Origin of the sequence: Devosia sp. YIM 151766 (assembly GCF_030285925.1) — a bacterium.
Lineage (GTDB): Bacteria > Pseudomonadota > Alphaproteobacteria > Rhizobiales > Devosiaceae > Devosia.
In genome coordinates, this window is the sequence record NZ_CP127251.1 from 2,634,271 (window position 1) to 2,650,617 (window position 16,347).

At 66.7% G+C, this 16,347-nt stretch carries 19 protein-coding genes; 15 read left to right on the plus strand and 4 right to left on the minus strand.

Translation table 11 applies throughout. The annotated features are described in order from the left end of the window. Positions 1–2 precede the first annotated feature (2 nt). The 4 genes from nirK (at position 3) to O9Z70_RS12965 (ending at position 4,249) form a co-directional block, all read left to right on the plus strand. Positions 3–1,130, plus strand: a complete 1,128-nt coding sequence (gene nirK, locus O9Z70_RS12950) for a copper-containing nitrite reductase (protein ID WP_286019860.1) — start codon at positions 3–5, stop codon at positions 1,128–1,130. 70 nt (positions 1,131–1,200) lie between these two features. Continuing rightward, a complete protein-coding gene (locus O9Z70_RS12955; RefSeq protein ID WP_286019861.1) occupies positions 1,201–2,091 on the plus strand; it encodes an SUMF1/EgtB/PvdO family nonheme iron enzyme in 891 nt (296 codons plus the stop codon). Positions 2,092–2,155: 64 nt separating this feature from the next. Continuing rightward, positions 2,156–2,878 carry a Crp/Fnr family transcriptional regulator gene (locus O9Z70_RS12960; RefSeq protein ID WP_286019862.1) on the plus strand — a complete coding sequence of 241 codons (723 nt, stop codon included), beginning with the start codon at positions 2,156–2,158 and terminating at the stop codon, positions 2,876–2,878. Between the two features lie 165 nt (positions 2,879–3,043). Further along, positions 3,044–4,249 (plus strand): NnrS family protein, encoded by a 1,206-nt coding sequence (locus O9Z70_RS12965; protein ID WP_286019863.1) that lies wholly within the window; start codon positions 3,044–3,046, stop codon positions 4,247–4,249. A 480-nt stretch (positions 4,250–4,729) separates the two neighbouring features. Here O9Z70_RS12965 and O9Z70_RS12970 read toward each other — a convergent pair whose 3' ends face one another. The 4 genes from O9Z70_RS12970 to O9Z70_RS12985 are packed head-to-tail and all read right to left on the minus strand — an operon-like array spanning position 4,730 to position 7,152. Beyond that, positions 4,730–5,041, minus strand: a complete 312-nt coding sequence (locus O9Z70_RS12970; protein WP_286019864.1) for a metal-sulfur cluster assembly factor — start codon at positions 5,039–5,041, stop codon at positions 4,730–4,732. Next, complete coding sequence (locus tag O9Z70_RS12975; protein WP_286019865.1) at positions 5,038–5,544, minus strand: DUF2249 domain-containing protein; 507 nt, start codon at positions 5,542–5,544, stop codon at positions 5,038–5,040. Before O9Z70_RS12975 ends, O9Z70_RS12970 begins: the two co-directional genes overlap by 4 nt. Beyond that, complete coding sequence (locus O9Z70_RS12980; protein WP_286019866.1) at positions 5,541–6,881, minus strand: hypothetical protein; 1,341 nt, start codon at positions 6,879–6,881, stop codon at positions 5,541–5,543. Before O9Z70_RS12980 ends, O9Z70_RS12975 begins: the two co-directional genes overlap by 4 nt. Positions 6,882–6,903: 22 nt before the next feature. Beyond that, positions 6,904–7,152, minus strand: coding sequence for a DUF2249 domain-containing protein (locus O9Z70_RS12985; protein WP_286019867.1), 249 nt, complete (start codon positions 7,150–7,152; stop codon positions 6,904–6,906). A 248-nt stretch (positions 7,153–7,400) separates the two neighbouring features. Here O9Z70_RS12985 and ccoN point away from each other — a divergent pair, with 248 nt between their 5' ends. The 11 genes from ccoN to O9Z70_RS13040 all read left to right on the plus strand — a co-directional run bounded on the left by ccoN (position 7,401) and on the right by O9Z70_RS13040 (position 16,314). Then, a complete protein-coding gene (ccoN, locus tag O9Z70_RS12990; protein ID WP_286019868.1) occupies positions 7,401–9,047 on the plus strand; it encodes a cytochrome-c oxidase, cbb3-type subunit I in 1,647 nt (548 codons plus the stop codon). A 4-nt stretch (positions 9,048–9,051) separates the two neighbouring features. After that, complete coding sequence (gene ccoO, locus O9Z70_RS12995; RefSeq protein ID WP_286019869.1) at positions 9,052–9,783, plus strand: cytochrome-c oxidase, cbb3-type subunit II; 732 nt, start codon at positions 9,052–9,054, stop codon at positions 9,781–9,783. Then, the gene (locus O9Z70_RS13000) at positions 9,783–9,956 is read left to right on the plus strand and encodes a cbb3-type cytochrome oxidase subunit 3 (protein WP_286019870.1); all 174 of its coding nucleotides are present in this window, start codon (positions 9,783–9,785) and stop codon (positions 9,954–9,956) included. Before ccoO ends, O9Z70_RS13000 begins: the two co-directional genes overlap by 1 nt. Beyond that, entirely contained in the window at positions 9,947–10,819 is an 873-nt protein-coding gene (gene ccoP / locus O9Z70_RS13005) for a cytochrome-c oxidase, cbb3-type subunit III (RefSeq protein WP_286019871.1), read from the plus strand. Before O9Z70_RS13000 ends, ccoP begins: the two co-directional genes overlap by 10 nt. Next, positions 10,816–11,028, plus strand: coding sequence for a hypothetical protein (locus O9Z70_RS13010; protein ID WP_286019872.1), 213 nt, complete (start codon positions 10,816–10,818; stop codon positions 11,026–11,028). Before ccoP ends, O9Z70_RS13010 begins: the two co-directional genes overlap by 4 nt. A gap of 40 nt (positions 11,029–11,068) precedes the next feature. Then, entirely contained in the window at positions 11,069–11,863 is a 795-nt protein-coding gene (locus tag O9Z70_RS13015; protein WP_286019873.1) for a DUF2189 domain-containing protein, read from the plus strand. A gap of 211 nt (positions 11,864–12,074) precedes the next feature. Continuing rightward, positions 12,075–14,312: a heavy metal translocating P-type ATPase gene (locus O9Z70_RS13020; RefSeq protein WP_286019874.1), complete on the plus strand. Its 2,238-nt coding sequence runs from the start codon at positions 12,075–12,077 to the stop codon at positions 14,310–14,312. Beyond that, complete coding sequence (gene ccoS / locus O9Z70_RS13025) at positions 14,309–14,476, plus strand: cbb3-type cytochrome oxidase assembly protein CcoS (RefSeq protein WP_286019875.1); 168 nt, start codon at positions 14,309–14,311, stop codon at positions 14,474–14,476. Before O9Z70_RS13020 ends, ccoS begins: the two co-directional genes overlap by 4 nt. A 6-nt stretch (positions 14,477–14,482) precedes the next feature. Further along, the gene (locus O9Z70_RS13030; RefSeq protein WP_286019876.1) at positions 14,483–14,929 is read left to right on the plus strand and encodes a hemerythrin domain-containing protein; all 447 of its coding nucleotides are present in this window, start codon (positions 14,483–14,485) and stop codon (positions 14,927–14,929) included. Further along, positions 14,926–15,612, plus strand: coding sequence for an NnrU family protein (locus O9Z70_RS13035; protein ID WP_286019877.1), 687 nt, complete (start codon positions 14,926–14,928; stop codon positions 15,610–15,612). The genes O9Z70_RS13030 and O9Z70_RS13035 overlap by 4 nt, the downstream gene beginning before the upstream one ends. A gap of 300 nt (positions 15,613–15,912) precedes the next feature. Next, a complete protein-coding gene (locus tag O9Z70_RS13040) occupies positions 15,913–16,314 on the plus strand; it encodes a YbaN family protein (protein WP_286019878.1) in 402 nt (133 codons plus the stop codon). Positions 16,315–16,347 lie beyond the last annotated feature (33 nt).

Below are 16,347 nucleotides of genomic sequence, written 5' to 3' on the forward strand. Positions count from 1 at the left end.
AAATGGCTAATAATACCATGCTTTCGCGCCGCGCTTTACTTGCGGGAGCAGCGGCCATCGGTGCAACGGCGCAATTGACCACAATGGTCGCTGCCGGTGCCCAGGATGTCGCCGAGGCCATCGCTCCGGTGGCCTTCGACGCCCTCGAACGCGTCAAGGTCGATCTGGTCGCCCCACCCTTCGTCCATGCCCATGAACAGGTCGCGAGCGGCGCCCCCAAAATCGTCGAGTTCACCATGGTCATCGAGGAAAAGGTCCACCAGGTCGATGACAATGCCGAAGTCTGGGGCATGACCTTCAACGGCTCGATCCCCGGCCCGCTCATGGTGGTGCATGAGGGCGATTATGTCGAGTTGACGCTGATCAATCCCGACACCAACCTGCTGCTGCACAATATCGACTTCCACGCCGCCACCGGCGCGCTGGGCGGTGCGAGCCTCACCGATGTCAATCCGGGCGAGAAGGCGGTGCTGCGCTTCAAGGCCACCAAGGCGGGGGTCTTCGTCTATCACTGCGCCCCCGAGGGCATGGTGCCCTGGCACGTCACCGCCGGCATGAACGGCGCCATCATGGTGCTGCCGCGCGAGGGCCTGCGCGATCCCCAGGGCAATCTGCTCACCTATGACCGGGTCTATTATGTCGGCGAGCAGGATTTCTACATTCCCAAGGACGCGGACGGCAATTACCGCAGCTATGACAGCGTCGGCGACGGCTATGCCGATACGCTCGAAGTCATGCGCACCCTGCTGCCCAGCCACATCGTCTTCAACGGCAGGGTAGGGGCGCTGACCGGCGACAACGCCCTCAAGGCCAATGTCGGCGACAAGGTGCTGATCGTCCACTCGCAGGCCAATCGCGACACCCGGCCCCACCTGATCGGCGGCCATGGCGATTTCGTCTGGCCCACGGGCAAGTTCCACACCCCGCCCGATGTCGATCAGGAAACCTGGTTCATCCCCGGCGGCGCGGCTGGCGCGGCCTTCTACACCTTCCTCCAGCCGGGCGTATACGCCTATGTGAACCACAACCTCATCGAGGCCTTCGAACTCGGCGCCGCCGGCCATTTCGTGGTCGAGGGCGACTGGAACGACGACCTGATGACCAGCGTGCTGGCTCCAAGCCCCATCTGACCGGGTCCCGCATGCCATCCCTATCCGGCGCCCGCCCCTATGGGCGCCGGCTTCCCCCGGAGGCAGGACAATGACAGCCAAAGCCGCCCATCCTCAGAACGCGACCATTCTGCTGCTGCCCGCCACCCTGCTGGCCCTGGCGCTGGCGGCCATGGCGGTGCAGATCGCGCCGCTCCCGGCCCTGGTCCGTTCCGTCGATCCCGTTGGGCCCGCAACGGTCACCCTGCCTCCGGGACACCTGACCTATCGCGCCCCGGGCCACTATCTGCGCGACGCCGTGCCGGTCGATGCCCCCATGACCGATATCGCCATCGCCGAGCCGCTCACCATCATGCAATATCAGGTGAGCGCCGCCGATTATGCCCGCTGCGTCAATGCCGGGGCCTGCGCCACGGCCGAGCCGCGCCATCTCGGCAGCGGCGACGTCCCGGCCACCGGCGTCAATTATGGCGATGCCCTGGCCTATGCCGCCTGGCTCTCGGCCGAGACCGGCCAGACCTGGACCCTGCCCAGCGACGCCGAATGGGCCTATGCCGCCGGCGAGCGCTTTGCCGACGACGCGCTGGGCCTGGCCGACGACCGCACCAATCCCGCTTTGCGCTGGATCGCCGATTACCGCCGGGAAGCCGCCCGCAAGCGCGCCGCCGATCCGCTGCCGCGCCCGCTCGGCAGCTTTGGCGCCAATGCCAATGGCCTCATGGACATTGCCGGCAATGTCTGGGAATGGACCGATACCTGCCATGCCCGGATCCATATCGACGCCGCCGGCGACATCGTCAGCCAGGCGCCGGCCTGCACGATCCGCATCCTGGCGGGACAGCACCGCACCCCGGTGAGCTATTTCATCCGCGACGCCCGCAGCGGCGGCTGCTCGGTGGGCGTGCCTCCCGACAATCTCGGCTTCCGCCTGGTGCGCCGTCCGGCCTGGCACGAGATGCTGCTGGCCCGCTTTGGCCTCTAGCCGAGCGCCCGATGGGTGCGACCCTCGCGCCGGTTTCGCCGCCCCGGCTTTTGCTGTATCAGCGATGCAGCAACAGCCGGAGGACAGCGACGTGGCCGAAATCGACCGCAGCCTGGTGCGGGCCCTGCCCCTGTTCGCCAATATGACCGACGAGGATCTCGACCGCCTGCTCGCCCGCGCCAGCATGCGCCGCGTCCAGATCAGCGAGACGGTGTTCGAGCAGGGCCAGAAGGCCACGCATTTCTTCCTGCTGCTGCATGGCCGCCTCAAGGTCACCCAGGTCACGCCCGAAGGTCAGCAGATCATCGTGCGCGTCGTCCATCCCGGCGACCTGTTCGGCTTCGCCCAGGCCTTGCAGCGCGACGATTATCCCGGCACTCCCATCGCCGCCGCCGAAAGCGTCGTCATGTCCTGGCCCAACGATGTCTGGGGCCATTTCGTCGAGCAGAATCCGCATCTGGCAGTCAATGCCATGCGCACCATCGGCCAGCGCCTGCAGGAAGCCCATACCCGCATCCGCGAAATGGCCACCGAGGAAGTCGAGCGCCGCGTCGCCCATGCCGTGCTCCGCCTCATCGACCAGGCCGGACGGCGCGAGCAGGACGGGGTGCGCATCGACTTCCCCCTCACCCGCCAGGACGTGGCCGAGATGACCGGCACCACGCTGCACACCGTCTCGCGCATTTTCAGCGCCTGGGAAAGCCAGGGCATCGTCAAGGGCGGCCGCCAGAAACTGCTGGTCCGCGACCGCCCCCGCCTCGAAGCCCTCGCCGAAGGACAAGGCTGAGGGGAAGGATATCGCCGCGCTAACGTGGCACTCACCCCGACCAGTTAGCGCAGGACATGAGGCTCCTATCCACCGAAGATAGGCGCCCAACTTTGCGCCAACGCAACGATGCCCGGCTTGGCCCCGTTACACTTCGCGCCGAATGTCCCCGGACCCCGCTTCGCCATGCCCCCCAAATCCCCCCGCAAACCCGTGCCGCGCGGCATTGCCCATAGCGGCCCGGTCATCCTCGCCTATGGCTTCCGGCCCTTCTTCCTTGCCGCCGGCATCTGGGCCGTGCTCGCCATGGCCCTGTGGGTCGCCGCCCTCGCCGCCGGGCTCGGCATTGGCGGCTCCTATGGCGGCCCGGCCTGGCACGCCCATGAAATGCTGTTCGGCTATACCAGCGCCGCTCTGGCCGGTTTCCTGCTCACCGCCATCCCCAATTGGACCGGGCGGCTGCCCGTTTCCGGCCGGCCCCTGGCGCTGTTGGTCCTGGCCTGGCTGGCCGGCCGGCTGGTGCTGATGGCGCCCGACCTGATCGGCCTGCCCCTCGCCATCCTGGTCGACGCCGCCTTCCTGCCCCTGCTCTTCGCCGTCTGCCTGCGCGAGATCGTCGCCGGCCGCAAATGGCGCGACCTCAAGGTGCTGGCCGGCGTCGGCGCCCTCGGCCTTGCCAATATCGGCTTTCATGCACTCGTCGTCTGGGGTGAGGATCCGGGCCTCGCCAGCCGCCTCGCCGTCGGCGCCTATATCATGCTCATTTCCATCATCGGCGGCCGCATCGTCCCGAGCTTCACCCGCAATTGGCTGGCCAAGCGCCATGTCGTCGAGCTGCCGGCCTCCTATGGCCGTTTCGACACGCTCGCTTTGCTCGCCGGCCTCGCCGCCCTGGCCCTCTGGGCTTTTGCCCCCAACCATTACCTCACCGCCATCGCCTGCCTGGCCGCCGCCCTGCTGCATGCCTGGCGCCTGGCGCGCTGGCAGGGCTGGCGGACCGGGGCCGAGCGTCTGGTCCTCGTGCTGCATCTGGCCTATGGCTTCGTGCCGCTCGGCTTCCTCGCCGTCGCCCTGGTGCCCTTCGAGCTGGCCGAACAGGCTGCCGCTCTGCACGTCTTCACCATCGGCGCCATCGGCCTGATGACCCTCGCCGTCATGGGCCGCGCCACCCGCGGCCATACCGGCCTGCCCCTCACCGCCCCGCCGCTCACCGTCGCCAGCTATGGCCTGCTCCTGCTCAGCGCCCTGCTGCGTCCGGCCGCCGCGCTCCTGCCCGACCATTATCTGCGCCTGATCGAGCTCAGCGGCCTGTTCTGGATGCTCGCCTTCGCCCTCTATCTCGCCGAATACGCCCCCGCCCTCCTCACCCGCCGCAAAGCCCGGCCGGAATAAATGCCGGGCCGTCGGGCCCTGCACAATCGGCAATCTCGCGCTACCCGCTTCGATAGACCTCATGCTGAGCTTGTCGAACCACGAGGTCGCCGCCACAATCCTCTCCTATTCCCGGATCGTCACCCTCGCGCTTGACGCGAGGGCTCTTACTACAGACCCACAAACAAAAAACCCTCGCGTCAAGCGCGAGGGTGACGAACGGGGGGGTGAGACGCCGATTCCGTCAAAGCCGGAACTGCTCATAGACCTCATGCCGAGCCCGTCGAAGCACGAAGTCGCGGCCACAATCCTCTCCTATTCCGGATCGTCACCCTCGCGCTTGACGCGAGGGCTCTTACGGCAGACCCACAAACAAAAAACCCTCGCGTCAAGCGCGAGGGTGACGAACGGGGGGTGAGACGCCGATTCCGTCAAAGCCGGAACTGCTCATAGACCTCATGCCGAGCCCGTCGAAGCACGAGGTCGCGGTCACCAATCCCCTCAAAACCGCACCGCAATCTCCGGCGCCATGCGCTCCGGCGTCCAGGGCGGATCATAGGTCAGTTCCACGCGCACCCGCGTCACTCCTTCCACCTCGGCCGCTCTTTCGCTGACCGCCTCCTGCAGAAAGCCGCTGGCCGGGCAGAAGCGGGCCGTGGTGGTCATCAGCACCAGCACGGCGCCATCGCTGTCGACATCGATGGCATAGACCATGCCCAGATCGATGATATTGTGGCCCAGTTCCGGGTCGATCACCGCGCGCAGGGCCGCGCGGATGGCCGCCTCCAGCTCCGGGCCCGGCGCCATATTCATGTCTGGCGCCCCGCCCGCACCATCAGCCGATAGGCCGTGCCGCTGGCGTCGAAATCGCCGGCCCAGGCATGGCCGCGCGCCTTGATTTCGGGGAACAGGAACAGCGGCTCGCGCGCCAGCAGCGCGAACAGCACCTCGCCTTCATCCATGTCCTCCAGCCGCGCCAGGATGCGCACCATCGGCTCGGGCGGATCGAGATCGGTCAGGTCCAGATAATGGTTGGGATCGGCCCAGCTATCGGGATTGTCCGGCGTCGAGCCGCCGGAAACCAGATCGGGCGCCTGCGGAGTGAACAGCACCTGCCAGTCCCCGTCCGCCAGCGGCGTGGCCTCGAAGCCGAACCCCTTGGCCTCCATGACGCGGAATAGCGGTTCGGGGCGGAACGTGGCGAACAGCTTCAGTCGCTGTCCGGGCAGGAGGCTGTTGACGGCGCCCATAATGGCGCCGAATGGCTCGCCGCCATTGCGCAATATGGGGCGCACATCGAGTTCCAGATCGGTCATAGCAAGCTCCTTTGTTGCGGCAGCAGCAATCGGGGTCGGGGGAAATCATGCCAGTCGGCGGGCAGGTCCGCCAGCAGCCGGGCCCGGTAGAATTGACGGATCAGCAGGAGGCAGGCCAGCAATTGCAACCCGGCGGCGACCTGAACGGCCGGCGGCAGCGCCAATTGCATCATGGCCGCGCCCAGCGCCACACCGGCGAAATAGAGGCCGAACCATGCCCGCGCCCGCGGTTCGCGGACCAGGTCCTGCACCCGCGGCACCGGTTTGCGGCCCATAAAGGGGGCGAAGCATTCGAGCCAGGTGAGAAACGGAATGATCTTGTAGAGCATGGCCAGCCCCAGCCCGCCCAGCCAGCCGAAAGCCAGAAGATAGAGCGCGGCGGCAAGGCCCGCCTCGCTCTCCCGCGCCGCCGCCAGCACCAGCCAGACGGCGCTTATTGGCAGCGCGGCGAAGGCGGCGATGGCCGCGCCCATATGCAGCTCCAGCGCCCGGCGCCGCCGCCCGCGATACAGCATGGCAATGTCGCCGGCATAGGCGAAAACGGCCACCAGCCCGGCCAGGGCCGCCACGCCCAGCGCCAGCGGCAGCGGCGCATTGCTGGCCAGCAGCACGCCAAACCCCGTGCACAGCGCCGCCAGCCCGGCCATGCCGCTCCACCAGGCGAGGCGCGGCAGCACGCCCTGCCGCTCCGGCGCCACCAGGAACATCGATACCAGCCGATAGCTCACCCCCATGGCCGCCAGCGTCAGCCAGCCACCCAGCCCGAACCCGGCATGCAGCGGCACGCCATGGGTGACGATCGCCATGGCGAAATCGCCGCCGAACAGGCCGGCAATGGCGCTGGCCAGCGTCTCGCCCAGCAGCGCCGCCACCAGCACGCTCAGCAGCGCCAGGGCGACGAAACCGGCCGGCAGCGGCAGCGATCTGGCCCTGAACAGCGTGGCGAACAGCATGAAAGCCGCCAGGCCGAGCCCGCCCAGCAGCAGCAATCCGCCCAGCGGCAAAATCTCGGCGGGCAGGCCGGGCCAGCCATCCATGGCGGCGAAGCCGGCCAGCAACAGGGCGAGCCCGCCCACGATCAGAACCAGCACCAGCGGCGCCCAGCCGGCGGCGCGCAGGGGTCCGCCCACCAGCACCGGCAGGAATTGCAGCAAGGCGCCCAGCATCAGCAGGGTCAGCCAGCCAATGGCCACCAGATGCACCATTATCAGCGTCTGCGGCGCCATCAGCGCCGCATGCGGATAGGCCAGGCCGGCGCTCATCAGCCCCAGCGCGCCGACCAGGCAGGCCAGCGCGCAGCCGAAAAAGGCCAGGGTCCAGCGCGATGTGCTGCCCATCGGCATCGCCGCGCCCTTTCGCTCAGGCCGCTTCTTCCCGGCCCAGCGCCACCTGCCAGATTTCGGGGCCGGCCTGCAGATAGGTCCAGGAGAACTGGCCGGGAAATTCGGCCTGCAATTGATAATGCAGCGGCCGCGGATCGTGGTCGTTGACGATCACAAAGCTTTCCCCCACCGCCAGCCCATGGGCCTTGGCGAAGATCTGCGGATGCCGTTCGCGCGGCGGAATGGTGCGCACGTCGATGATGTCGAACTCGGTCTGGTCTGGCATGAATCTGTCCCGGCCGCGAATGGACAAAGCCCCCGGCGGCGGCCATGCGCCGGATTGTCGTCACCCTAGGCCGGCCCGGCCATGCGCACTTTGTCGCGGCGCAAACTGCCGGCCGGCATTTGTTCCGGCCGCAACCGGCGTCCGCCTGCATCTTTGATCCAGATCAAAGTGCGTCCGCGCCATTCGGCTAGGGCTGTGGCCAAGGCGCGGCGCATTCGCCGCCTATCCACGCATCGGGGGCAAGATTCATGGTGGCTGATTTTACGCGCAGCGAGCGGGTGACCGCCCTCATTCTGCTCGGGGGCCTGATATTCATCGGCCTGGCCATGGCCATTGGCGGGCGCAACGACCTCATGGGCGTGCATGGCTGGATGGTCGCGGCGGCGGGCCTCTGGGGCTTCTTCGCCTTCGTGCGCGGCTATGACCTGCCCGAGCCCTCCGCCGAGAGCCTCGCCGAATATTACGATTCCCCGACCCGGGTGGGCATCATCCTCACCCTTATCTGGGGCATTGTCGGCATGGCCGCCGGCTTCTGGGTCGCCGCGCTGCTCGCCTGGCCCGACCTGACCTTCGACGTCGCCTGGCTGAGCTTCGGGCGCCTGCGCCCCATTCATACCAGCGGCGTCATTTTCGGCTTCGGCGGCAATGCGCTGATCGCCACTTCCTTCCACGTGCTGCAACGCACCAGCCGCGCCCGCCTGCCGGACGCGATCAGCCCCTGGTTCGTGCTGCTCGGCTACAATCTTTTCTGCGTCGTCGCCGCCAGCGGCTATCTCATGGGCATGACCCAGTCCCGCGAATATGCGGAACCCGAATGGTATGCCGATATCTGGCTGGTCGTGGTCTGGGTGACCTATTTCGCCATCTATATGCGCACCCTGGCTCGCCGTAAGGAACCGCATATCTACGTCGCCAACTGGTATTACATGGCCTTCATCCTGGTGGTGGCGATCCTGCATATCGTCAACAACCTGGCCGTGCCGGTCTCCTTCGGCGCCGCCAAGTCCTATTCGCTGTTCTCCGGCGTGCAGGATGCCATGACCCAATGGTGGTACGGCCACAATGCCGTCGCCTTCTTCCTCACCGCCGGGTTCCTCGGCATGATGTATTATTACCTGCCCAAACGCGCCGGCCGCCCGATCTTCTCCTATCGGATGTCGATCATCTCCTTCTGGGGCATCACCTTCATGTATATGTGGGCCGGCTCGCACCACCTGCATTACACCGCCCTGCCCCATTGGGTGCAGACGCTGGGCATGGCCTTCTCGGTCGTGTTGCTGGTCCCCTCCTGGGCCTCGGCCGGCAATGCGCTGCTGACCCTCAACGGCGCCTGGCACAAGGTGCGCGACGACGCCGTGCTCCGCTTCATGGCCCTGGCGGCGATCTTTTACGGCATCACCACCTTCGAAGGCTCGTTCATGGCCATCCGCGCCGTCAACTCGCTCAGCCATTACACCGACTGGACCATCGGCCACGTCCATGCCGGCGCGCTCGGCTGGGTGGCGATGATCACCTTCGGCTCGCTCTATTCGATCGTGCCTTCCCTGTTCAAGCGCGAGCGCATCTATTCGCAGAAGCTGGTGGAGCTGCATTTCTGGCTCGCCTTGGCCGGCACCGTCATCTACGTCTTCGCCATGTGGAATTCGGGCGTCATCCAGGGCCTGATGTGGCGCACCTATGACGAGTCCGGCACGCTCTCCTATTCCTTCCTGGAGAGCCTCGAGGCCATGCACCCCTATTACATCGTGCGCGCCTTTGGCGGCCTGCTCTTCGTGCTCGGCGCCGTCACCGCCCTCTACAACGTCATCATGACCATCCGCATGCCCGCAATCGACACCGCGCCGGACATCCATGGCGATCTGCCGGTCCGGCCGGCGCTGCAGGCTGGAGAATAAGCCGATGTTTGGATTTCACTACCGCCTCGAACGCAGCGCCATCGGTCTGGTCGTGTTCATCATCTTCGTGGCCTCCATCGGCGGCCTCATCGAGATCGCGCCGCTCTTCACCATCGACGAGACGGTGGAGCAGGTCGAGGACATGCGGGTCTATACCCCGCTCGAAGTGGCCGGCCGCAACATCTATATCCGCGAAGGCTGCTATGCCTGCCATAGCCAGATGATCCGCACGCTGCGCGACGAGGTCGACCGCTACGGCCCCTATTCGCTGGCGGTGGAAAGCAGCTATGACCACCCCCATCTCTGGGGCTCCAAGCGCACCGGCCCCGACCTGGCGCGCCTGGGCAACAAATATTCCGACGACTGGCACACCGCCCATCTCTACAATCCGCGCGACCTGGTGCCGCAATCGAAAATGCCGGCCTATCGCTGGCTGCTGCGCGATCAATTGCGCATCGACGATCTGGGCGATCACCTGAAAGCCCTGCGCGCCGTCGGCGTGCCCTATAGCGACGAGCAGATCGCCAACGCCACCAGCGACGCCTATGGCCAGGCCAATCCCGACAGCCCCCAGGCCGCCGGCGTGGCCGAGCGCTATGGCGAGGCCACCAATATCCGCGCCTTTGACGGCCGGCCCGGCCCGCTCACCGACATGGACGCGCTGGTCGCCTATCTCCAGGTGCTCGGCACCCTCACCGATGTCGCCCATACCAGCTTGCAGGCGGAGATTGAATAATGCCCTTCGATCATGAAACCGTGGCCGGCTTCGCCAAGTCGTTCGGCCTGTTCTATCTCGTCACGCTCAGCGTCATCTGCCTGGCCTGGACCTATTGGCCCTCCAACAAGAAGGGCTTCGACGAAGCCGCCAAAATGCCGCTGCTCGAAGAGGAAGACCGGCCATGGCGCTGAAGGAACGCGATGAATTTTCCGGCCAGATGACCACCGGCCACGAATGGAACGGCATCAAGGAACTCAATACCCCCGTGCCGCGCCTGCTCTGGCTGTTCCTGATTTCCATGACCCTGTTCGCTCTGGTCTGGACCCTGCTCATGCCCTCCTGGCCCGGCCTCAGCGGTTATTTCCGTGGCCTGCTCGGCGTCGACCAGCAGCAGGCGGTCCGGGCCAGCCTGGCCGAGGCCGAGGCCGAGCGCGCCGTCTGGACCGCGCGGCTGGCGCACGAGGACCTGACCGATCTCGCCGCCGACGACGCCATCATGGCCGTGGTGCGCCAATCCGGCTCCATGCTGTTCGGCGACAATTGCGCCGCCTGTCACGGCGTCGAGGCCAGAGGCAATATCGGCTATCCCAATATCGCCGAGGCGCCGATGATGTGGGGCGACGACGCCGAGACCATCGTGGAAACCATCCGCGTCGGCATCAATGCCAATCATCCCGAAACCCGCTACGCCCAGATGCTGGCCTTTGGCCGCGACCAGATGCTGAGCGCCCCCGACATCACCCTTTTGGTCAATTATCTGGCCGACCTGTCGGGAACCCCCATGCTCGCCCGGGAAGAGCGCGACGCCGCCGCCACGCTCTTCGCCGACAATTGCGCCGGCTGCCACGGCGAGGATGGCCGGGGGATGACCGATCTCGGCGCCCCCGATCTCACCGATGCCTTCTGGACCTATGGCGGCGAGCCCGCCGCCATCAGGCACTCGATCTATAATGGCCGCCAGGGCGTCATGCCCGCCTGGGAAGGCCGCCTCAGCGCCGCGCAGATTCGCCTGCTCGGCCTTTACGTTCTCGACCTGCGGAGCGCCACTCGGTGACCGCCCCGGGCGAACGGCACCTGCTCCAGACGCCGCCCCGGCGGCGTCGGCTCGGCTGGCTGATCGGCTTCGTCATCGTCGCTGTGCTGTTAATCGCCAATGCCCATCTCGTCTATGTCGCCTTCACCTCGCAGCCCGATTGCGTCACCCACCTCAAACTCCCCGATGGCAGCACCGACCATTTCCGCGCCGCCAAATCGGGCTGCTAGCGAGATTGGCCGTGACCCCACCCCAACCCCCGGAAGAGCCATGACCGAAACCGTCGATACCCTTCCCCCCTATGAGCCGGCGCTGCCCCGCGCCGTCGATCATAATCGCCATCTGGCCGCCACTGCGCCGCTGCACTGGCTCGCCGCCGGCTGGCGCGATCTCTGGACCAATCCGCTGCCCAGCCTGGCCTATGGATTGGGCATTGCCCTGGTATCCTGGGGCCTCATCTATTCGATGTTCGTCTTCGACTGGGCCCAGATCCTGTTCCCGGCTCTGGCCGGTTTTCTCGTCGTCGGTCCGCTGCTGGCCACCGGCCTCTATGAAAAGAGCCGCCGCCTCGCCGCCGGGCAGCAGATCGGCCTCGGCGCCATGCTGTTTCCGCGCGGCGGCCTGCATCTGTTCTTTGTCGGCGCCGTATTGATGACGCTGATGCTGGTCTGGGTCCGCGCCGCCGTGCTGCTCTATGCGCTGTTCCTTGGCTGGCGGCCCTTTCCCGGCTTCGACCAGGTCACCCAGATGCTGTTCACCACCCCGCTCGGCCTGTCGCTGCTGCTGGTGGGCACCGCCGTGGGCGGCCTGTTCGCCGCCTTCTCCTTCGCCATCGGCGCCTTTTCCATCCCCATGATGCTGGACCGCAAGCGCGATGCCTTCTCGGCCATGGGCCTGTCGCTGTCGCTGGTCACCAGCAATCTGCCCGCCACCCTGGTCTGGGCAGCGCTGGTCGTCGGCCTCGTCCTAATCAGCATCGCCACCGGCCTTGTCGGCCTCGTCATCATCTTCCCGCTGCTCGGCCACGCCACCTGGCACGCCTATATCGCGGTAAGGGGAGACTAGGACCCGCCATGCACCACCCGGTCGCAGCCACGGATTTACCGACCTCCTCCTTCGACAGGCGCAGGATGAGGTCTGCGGGAAGATCGTGGCGGTCCCATCACTCTCTCCAACCCGGCATAGACCTCATGGTGAGCCTGTCGAACCACGAGGGCGCGGCCACCGCATCGCCGATCCCGCCCGTCGACCGGCGCAAAAACCCGGAAGCGCCGCGATGACCTGTTGTGCTCCGCCACCCGCCTTTGTCGACGCCCTTGCCGGCGGCCCCGATCGGGGCCCCTCCGACAACGAGGTCCGCCTGGCCAGCCGCGATCTCGGCACTGGCCTGCGCCAATCCGAATTCTCCGCCCCCGCCATTCATTGCGGCGCCTGCATCCGCACGCTGGAAGCGGCGCTCGACGCCCTGCCCGGCATCGTCTCGTCCCGGGTCAATCTCTCCAGCAAGCGCGTCACCGTGCGCTGGCGGAGCGCCGATAGTGTGCCGCCCATGGTGCGCCGCATGGTCGAGCTCGGCTATGAGCCCAACCTGTTCTCGCTGGAGGAGGCGGGCAAGGACGGCCATCTGGCCGCGCTCATCCGCGCCCTGGCCGTCGCCGCCTTCTGCTCGATGAACATCATGATGCTTTCCGGCTCGGTCTGGTCCGGCGCCGATGGCGCCACCAGCGGCCTGCTGCACTGGATCTGCGCCATCCTCACCCTGCCGGCCCTGCTCTATTCCGGCCGCGTCTTCTATCAATCCGCCTGGTCCGCCATCCGCTCGGGCCGCACCAATATGGACGTGCCGATCACCATCGGCATCGCCCTGGCCTTCGCCCTCAGCTTCTACGACACCGTCTTTTCCGGCGACCGCGTCTATTACGATGCCGTCGCCTCGCTGATCTTCTTCCTGCTGATCGGCCGCACCCTCGACCATGCCATGCGCGAGCGCGCCCGCACCGCCGTCAAGGGTCTCGCCCGGCTGGCGCCCGCCGGGGCGCTGGTGCTTGACGGGCCGGATGGCCCAGCCTTTCATCCCCTGGCCGACATAGCCCCCGGCAGCACCATTTCCGTGGCCCAGGGCGAGCGCATTCCGCTCGATGGCACGGTCCTTCAGGGCATCAGCGCCCTCGACCGCAGCCTGCTCACCGGCGAAAGCCTTGCCGAGGCCATCGGCCCCGGCCAGCCGGTGCCGGCCGGCGCCCTCAACCTGTCGGCGCCGTTGCTCGTCCGCACCACGGCGAGCGAGCGCGATTCCACCCTCAACCGTCTGGTGCAATTGCTCGACGACGCCGAAACCAGCCGCAACCGCTATCGCCGCATCGCCGACCGCGCCGCCGCCTATTATTCGCCCATCGTGCATCTGGCGGCTGCCCTCGCCTTTATCGGCTGGATGATCTTCAGCGGCAATCTGCACGACGCCACCACCGTGGCCATCGCCGTGCTCATCATCACCTGCCCCTGCGCCCTCGGCCTCGCCGTGCCCATGGTGCAGGTCATGGCCGCCCGCCGCCTGTTCGAGGCCGGCATCATGGTCAAGGACGGCTCGGCCCTAGAGCGCCTCGCCGAAGTGGACGTCGTGGTCTTCGACAAGACCGGCACCCTCACCACCGGCCTTGCCGTCCCCCGGATCAGCCATGGTGACAAGCAGGCCGTCGAGATCGGCGCCGGCCTCGCCGCGCTCTCCGCTCATCCCTATTCCATCGCCATCGCCCGCGCCTTTCCCGCATCGCCGCGCCCCGACTGGCGGGACGTCGCCGAACATCCCGGTCTCGGCATCGAGGCCCGTCTGGGAAAGCACCTCTATCGCCTCGGCCGCCCCGGCTGGTCCGGCCCCGCCGAGGACGCCGAGGCCGGCTCGATCCTGTCGCGCGACGGCGCCATTATCGCCGCCTTCCAGTTCGAGGATGATTTGCGCCCCAATGCCGTGCCCGGCGTTAACAGTCTGCTAACCGATTGCCGCCAGGTGCTGGTGCTGTCGGGCGATCGTCCGGGCCAGGTGCAAAAGCTGGCCGACCGCCTCGGCATTGCCGGTTCCGGCGGGCTGCTGCCGCAGGAAAAACTCGACCGCATCGGGCAATTGGCCGCCGCCGGGCATCAGGTCCTCATGGTCGGCGACGGCCTCAACGATACGCCGGCAATGGCCCGCGCCCATGTCTCCATGGCCCCGGCCAGCGCCGTCGACATCGGCCGCAGCGCCGCCGATTTCGTCTTCTTGCGCAATGACTTGCTGACAATCCCCCAGGCCCTCGCCATTGCCCGCGAGGCCAGGGAATTGGTGCGCCAGAACCTCATTCTCGCCCTGCTCTACAACGTCATCGCCCTGCCCATCGCCGTCGCCGGCCTGGTCAATCCCTTCCTCGCCGCCGTGGCCATGTCGGCCTCCTCCATCGTCGTCGTCCTCAACGCCCTCCGCCTCGGCTGGCATCCGTTCGGCGGTAGGAAAACCCTGTCCCAGCGGGAGGTCACCGCATGAGTGAATTTTTCTATCTCATTCCAATCTCTATCGTTTTGGGCCTGATCGGCCTGCTGGTCTTTCTCTGGACCCTGCGCAATGGTCAATATGAAGACCTCGATGGCGCCTCCGAACGCATCCTCTACGAGGACGACCATCCCCGCTCCGAGCGCTGGGAAAGCTAGGGCCGCATGTCGCCCGCATGGAACAAGCTCCTGTCTTGCTACCGCCAGCTGCTGGCGCTTTGCGATATGCTTGAAACCATTGCGGATAATCTGCCCAAGCCGCCGCCACCGGCGCAATGCCGGACCCTCGGCGGAGAATTGGCGCAGGCCCTGGACCGCACCCATCGCGAGGAAGAACAGGTCCTCCTGCCGCTCCTGGCCCAATCCGGGCGGCCCGAATTGCGGCAATTGGCAATCCGGCTGCGGCGCGAACACGACGCCGACAGCCTGGCCGCGCTGGAAATCGGCGAGGCGCTCCTGGCCATGAGCGGCGACGATCCGATTCCGTCAGCCGAGGCGAAAGGCTATATGTTGCGCTCCTTCTTCGAGAGCACACGCCGCCACGTCCATACCGAGCAGGACCTGATCGCGCTGCTCGGCCCCCGCGAAAACCCTTTCGGAACAGACAATTGACCCAATTTGTCCTGGCCTTGCTCTGCTTTCTCGCCCTCCATTCCGTCCCGGCCGTGCCGGCCATCCGCACGACACTGATCCAATTGCTGGGGCGCCGCGCCTATCTCGTGCTCTATTCGCTGGTCTCGCTGCTGGCCCTGGCCTGGGTCTTCCACGCCGCTCTCCGGCTCGATTATATCGAACTCTGGCCCCCCGCCCCCTGGCAGGCCTGGACCACTTTGATCCTGTCGCCGCTGGCGCTGTTCCTGCTCATTGCCGGCCTGATCAGCCCCAATCCGGCTTCGATCAGCTTTCGCGGCAAGGGTGGGGCCGGCGCCATCACCGCCATCACCCGCCATCCGGTCCTCTGGGGTTTCATCCTCTGGGCTTTCGGCCATGTGATCGCCAATGGTGACCTGCGCAGCCTGCTGCTTTTCGGCAGTTTCACGCTCTTCGCAGTTTTCGGCATCGCCATGGCCGAACGCCGCGGCCGCCGGCGCCTGGGCAGCGCTTGGCCGTCGATCGCCGAAACCACGTCCGTCTTGCCCCTGGCGGCCCTTATCGCCGGGCGGGCCCGCTGGGCCGTGGATCGCAACCTGGCCATCGCCCTCCTAGCCAGCGCCGCCATTACCGCCTGGCTGCTGCTGGGCGGTCATCTGGCCCTGTTCGGAGCCGACCCGCTGACCATGGCGGCCGTGTCCTGATCGCGACAAGAGACCCGGATTTACCCCGGCAATTGCCCCCTCCTTGCGCTGCATCAAAGCAGGTCCCGGCGAACCCCGCTAATCTCACCCTCGATCTGCAAGCAGAGGCGGCCATGAACAGACCGAGCGCTGACCCATGAACGGACCCGTTCCCCAATTATGGTCAGCCGAAAAACGGCACACTTTCCATTACCGTATCGCTGAGTCGGGGCATGTCGATGCGGTAACGCCGGGTGGAGGGGTCTGTTCCAAGCCGGACCACTTCATCCGGCCCTTCCCTCTCGCCCGGGAGCGCCGGCCATGACCAATGCCAGGCGCATATTGCTGTCGGCATTGGGCATGCTCATGCTGGCGCTGGGGGCGTTGGGTGCGGTGCTGCCATTATTGCCGACCACGCCCTTCCTGTTGCTGGCAGCCGCCTGTTTCGCGCGCTCGTTCCCGCGCCTCGAGGCCTGGCTCCTCGACCATCCCCGCTTCGGCCCGCCCCTCGCCGATTGGCGGCATTCCGGGGCCATAGCCCCCCGGATCAAGACCGTCGCCGTCGGCGCCATGCTGGCGAGTTATGCCATTTTCCTCATCACCACCGACATGGCCCTGCCAATACAGGCCATGGTCGCGCTCCTGCTGAGCTGCTGCTCGACCTTCATCCTCAGCCGCCCGCGCCCGGTCCGGCAATTGCCGCAGGCCCGGCATCCGCACTGATCGCCCGCCGCGATCATTCCTTCGGACCTCCGG

Excerpts from the sequence above, each read along its gene's own strand:
- nirK (WP_286019860.1), top strand. The coding sequence starts at position 3 with ATGGCTAATAATACCATGCTTTCGCGCCGCGCTTTACTTGCGGGAGCA.
- O9Z70_RS12955 (WP_286019861.1), top strand. The coding sequence starts at position 1,201 with ATGACAGCCAAAGCCGCCCATCCTCAGAACGCGACCATTCTGCTGCTG.
- O9Z70_RS12960 (WP_286019862.1), top strand. The coding sequence starts at position 2,156 with ATGCAGCAACAGCCGGAGGACAGCGACGTGGCCGAAATCGACCGCAGC.
- O9Z70_RS12965 (WP_286019863.1), top strand. The coding sequence starts at position 3,044 with ATGCCCCCCAAATCCCCCCGCAAACCCGTGCCGCGCGGCATTGCCCAT.
- O9Z70_RS12970 (WP_286019864.1), bottom strand. The coding sequence starts at position 5,041 with ATGAATATGGCGCCGGGCCCGGAGCTGGAGGCGGCCATCCGCGCGGCC.
- O9Z70_RS12975 (WP_286019865.1), bottom strand. The coding sequence starts at position 5,544 with ATGACCGATCTGGAACTCGATGTGCGCCCCATATTGCGCAATGGCGGC.
- O9Z70_RS12980 (WP_286019866.1), bottom strand. The coding sequence starts at position 6,881 with ATGGGCAGCACATCGCGCTGGACCCTGGCCTTTTTCGGCTGCGCGCTG.
- O9Z70_RS12985 (WP_286019867.1), bottom strand. The coding sequence starts at position 7,152 with ATGCCAGACCAGACCGAGTTCGACATCATCGACGTGCGCACCATTCCG.
- ccoN (WP_286019868.1), top strand. The coding sequence starts at position 7,401 with ATGGTGGCTGATTTTACGCGCAGCGAGCGGGTGACCGCCCTCATTCTG.
- ccoO (WP_286019869.1), top strand. The coding sequence starts at position 9,052 with ATGTTTGGATTTCACTACCGCCTCGAACGCAGCGCCATCGGTCTGGTC.
- O9Z70_RS13000 (WP_286019870.1), top strand. The coding sequence starts at position 9,783 with ATGCCCTTCGATCATGAAACCGTGGCCGGCTTCGCCAAGTCGTTCGGC.
- ccoP (WP_286019871.1), top strand. The coding sequence starts at position 9,947 with ATGGCGCTGAAGGAACGCGATGAATTTTCCGGCCAGATGACCACCGGC.
- O9Z70_RS13015 (WP_286019873.1), top strand. The coding sequence starts at position 11,069 with ATGACCGAAACCGTCGATACCCTTCCCCCCTATGAGCCGGCGCTGCCC.
- O9Z70_RS13020 (WP_286019874.1), top strand. The coding sequence starts at position 12,075 with ATGACCTGTTGTGCTCCGCCACCCGCCTTTGTCGACGCCCTTGCCGGC.
- ccoS (WP_286019875.1), top strand. The coding sequence starts at position 14,309 with ATGAGTGAATTTTTCTATCTCATTCCAATCTCTATCGTTTTGGGCCTG.
- O9Z70_RS13030 (WP_286019876.1), top strand. The coding sequence starts at position 14,483 with ATGTCGCCCGCATGGAACAAGCTCCTGTCTTGCTACCGCCAGCTGCTG.
- O9Z70_RS13040 (WP_286019878.1), top strand. The coding sequence starts at position 15,913 with ATGACCAATGCCAGGCGCATATTGCTGTCGGCATTGGGCATGCTCATG.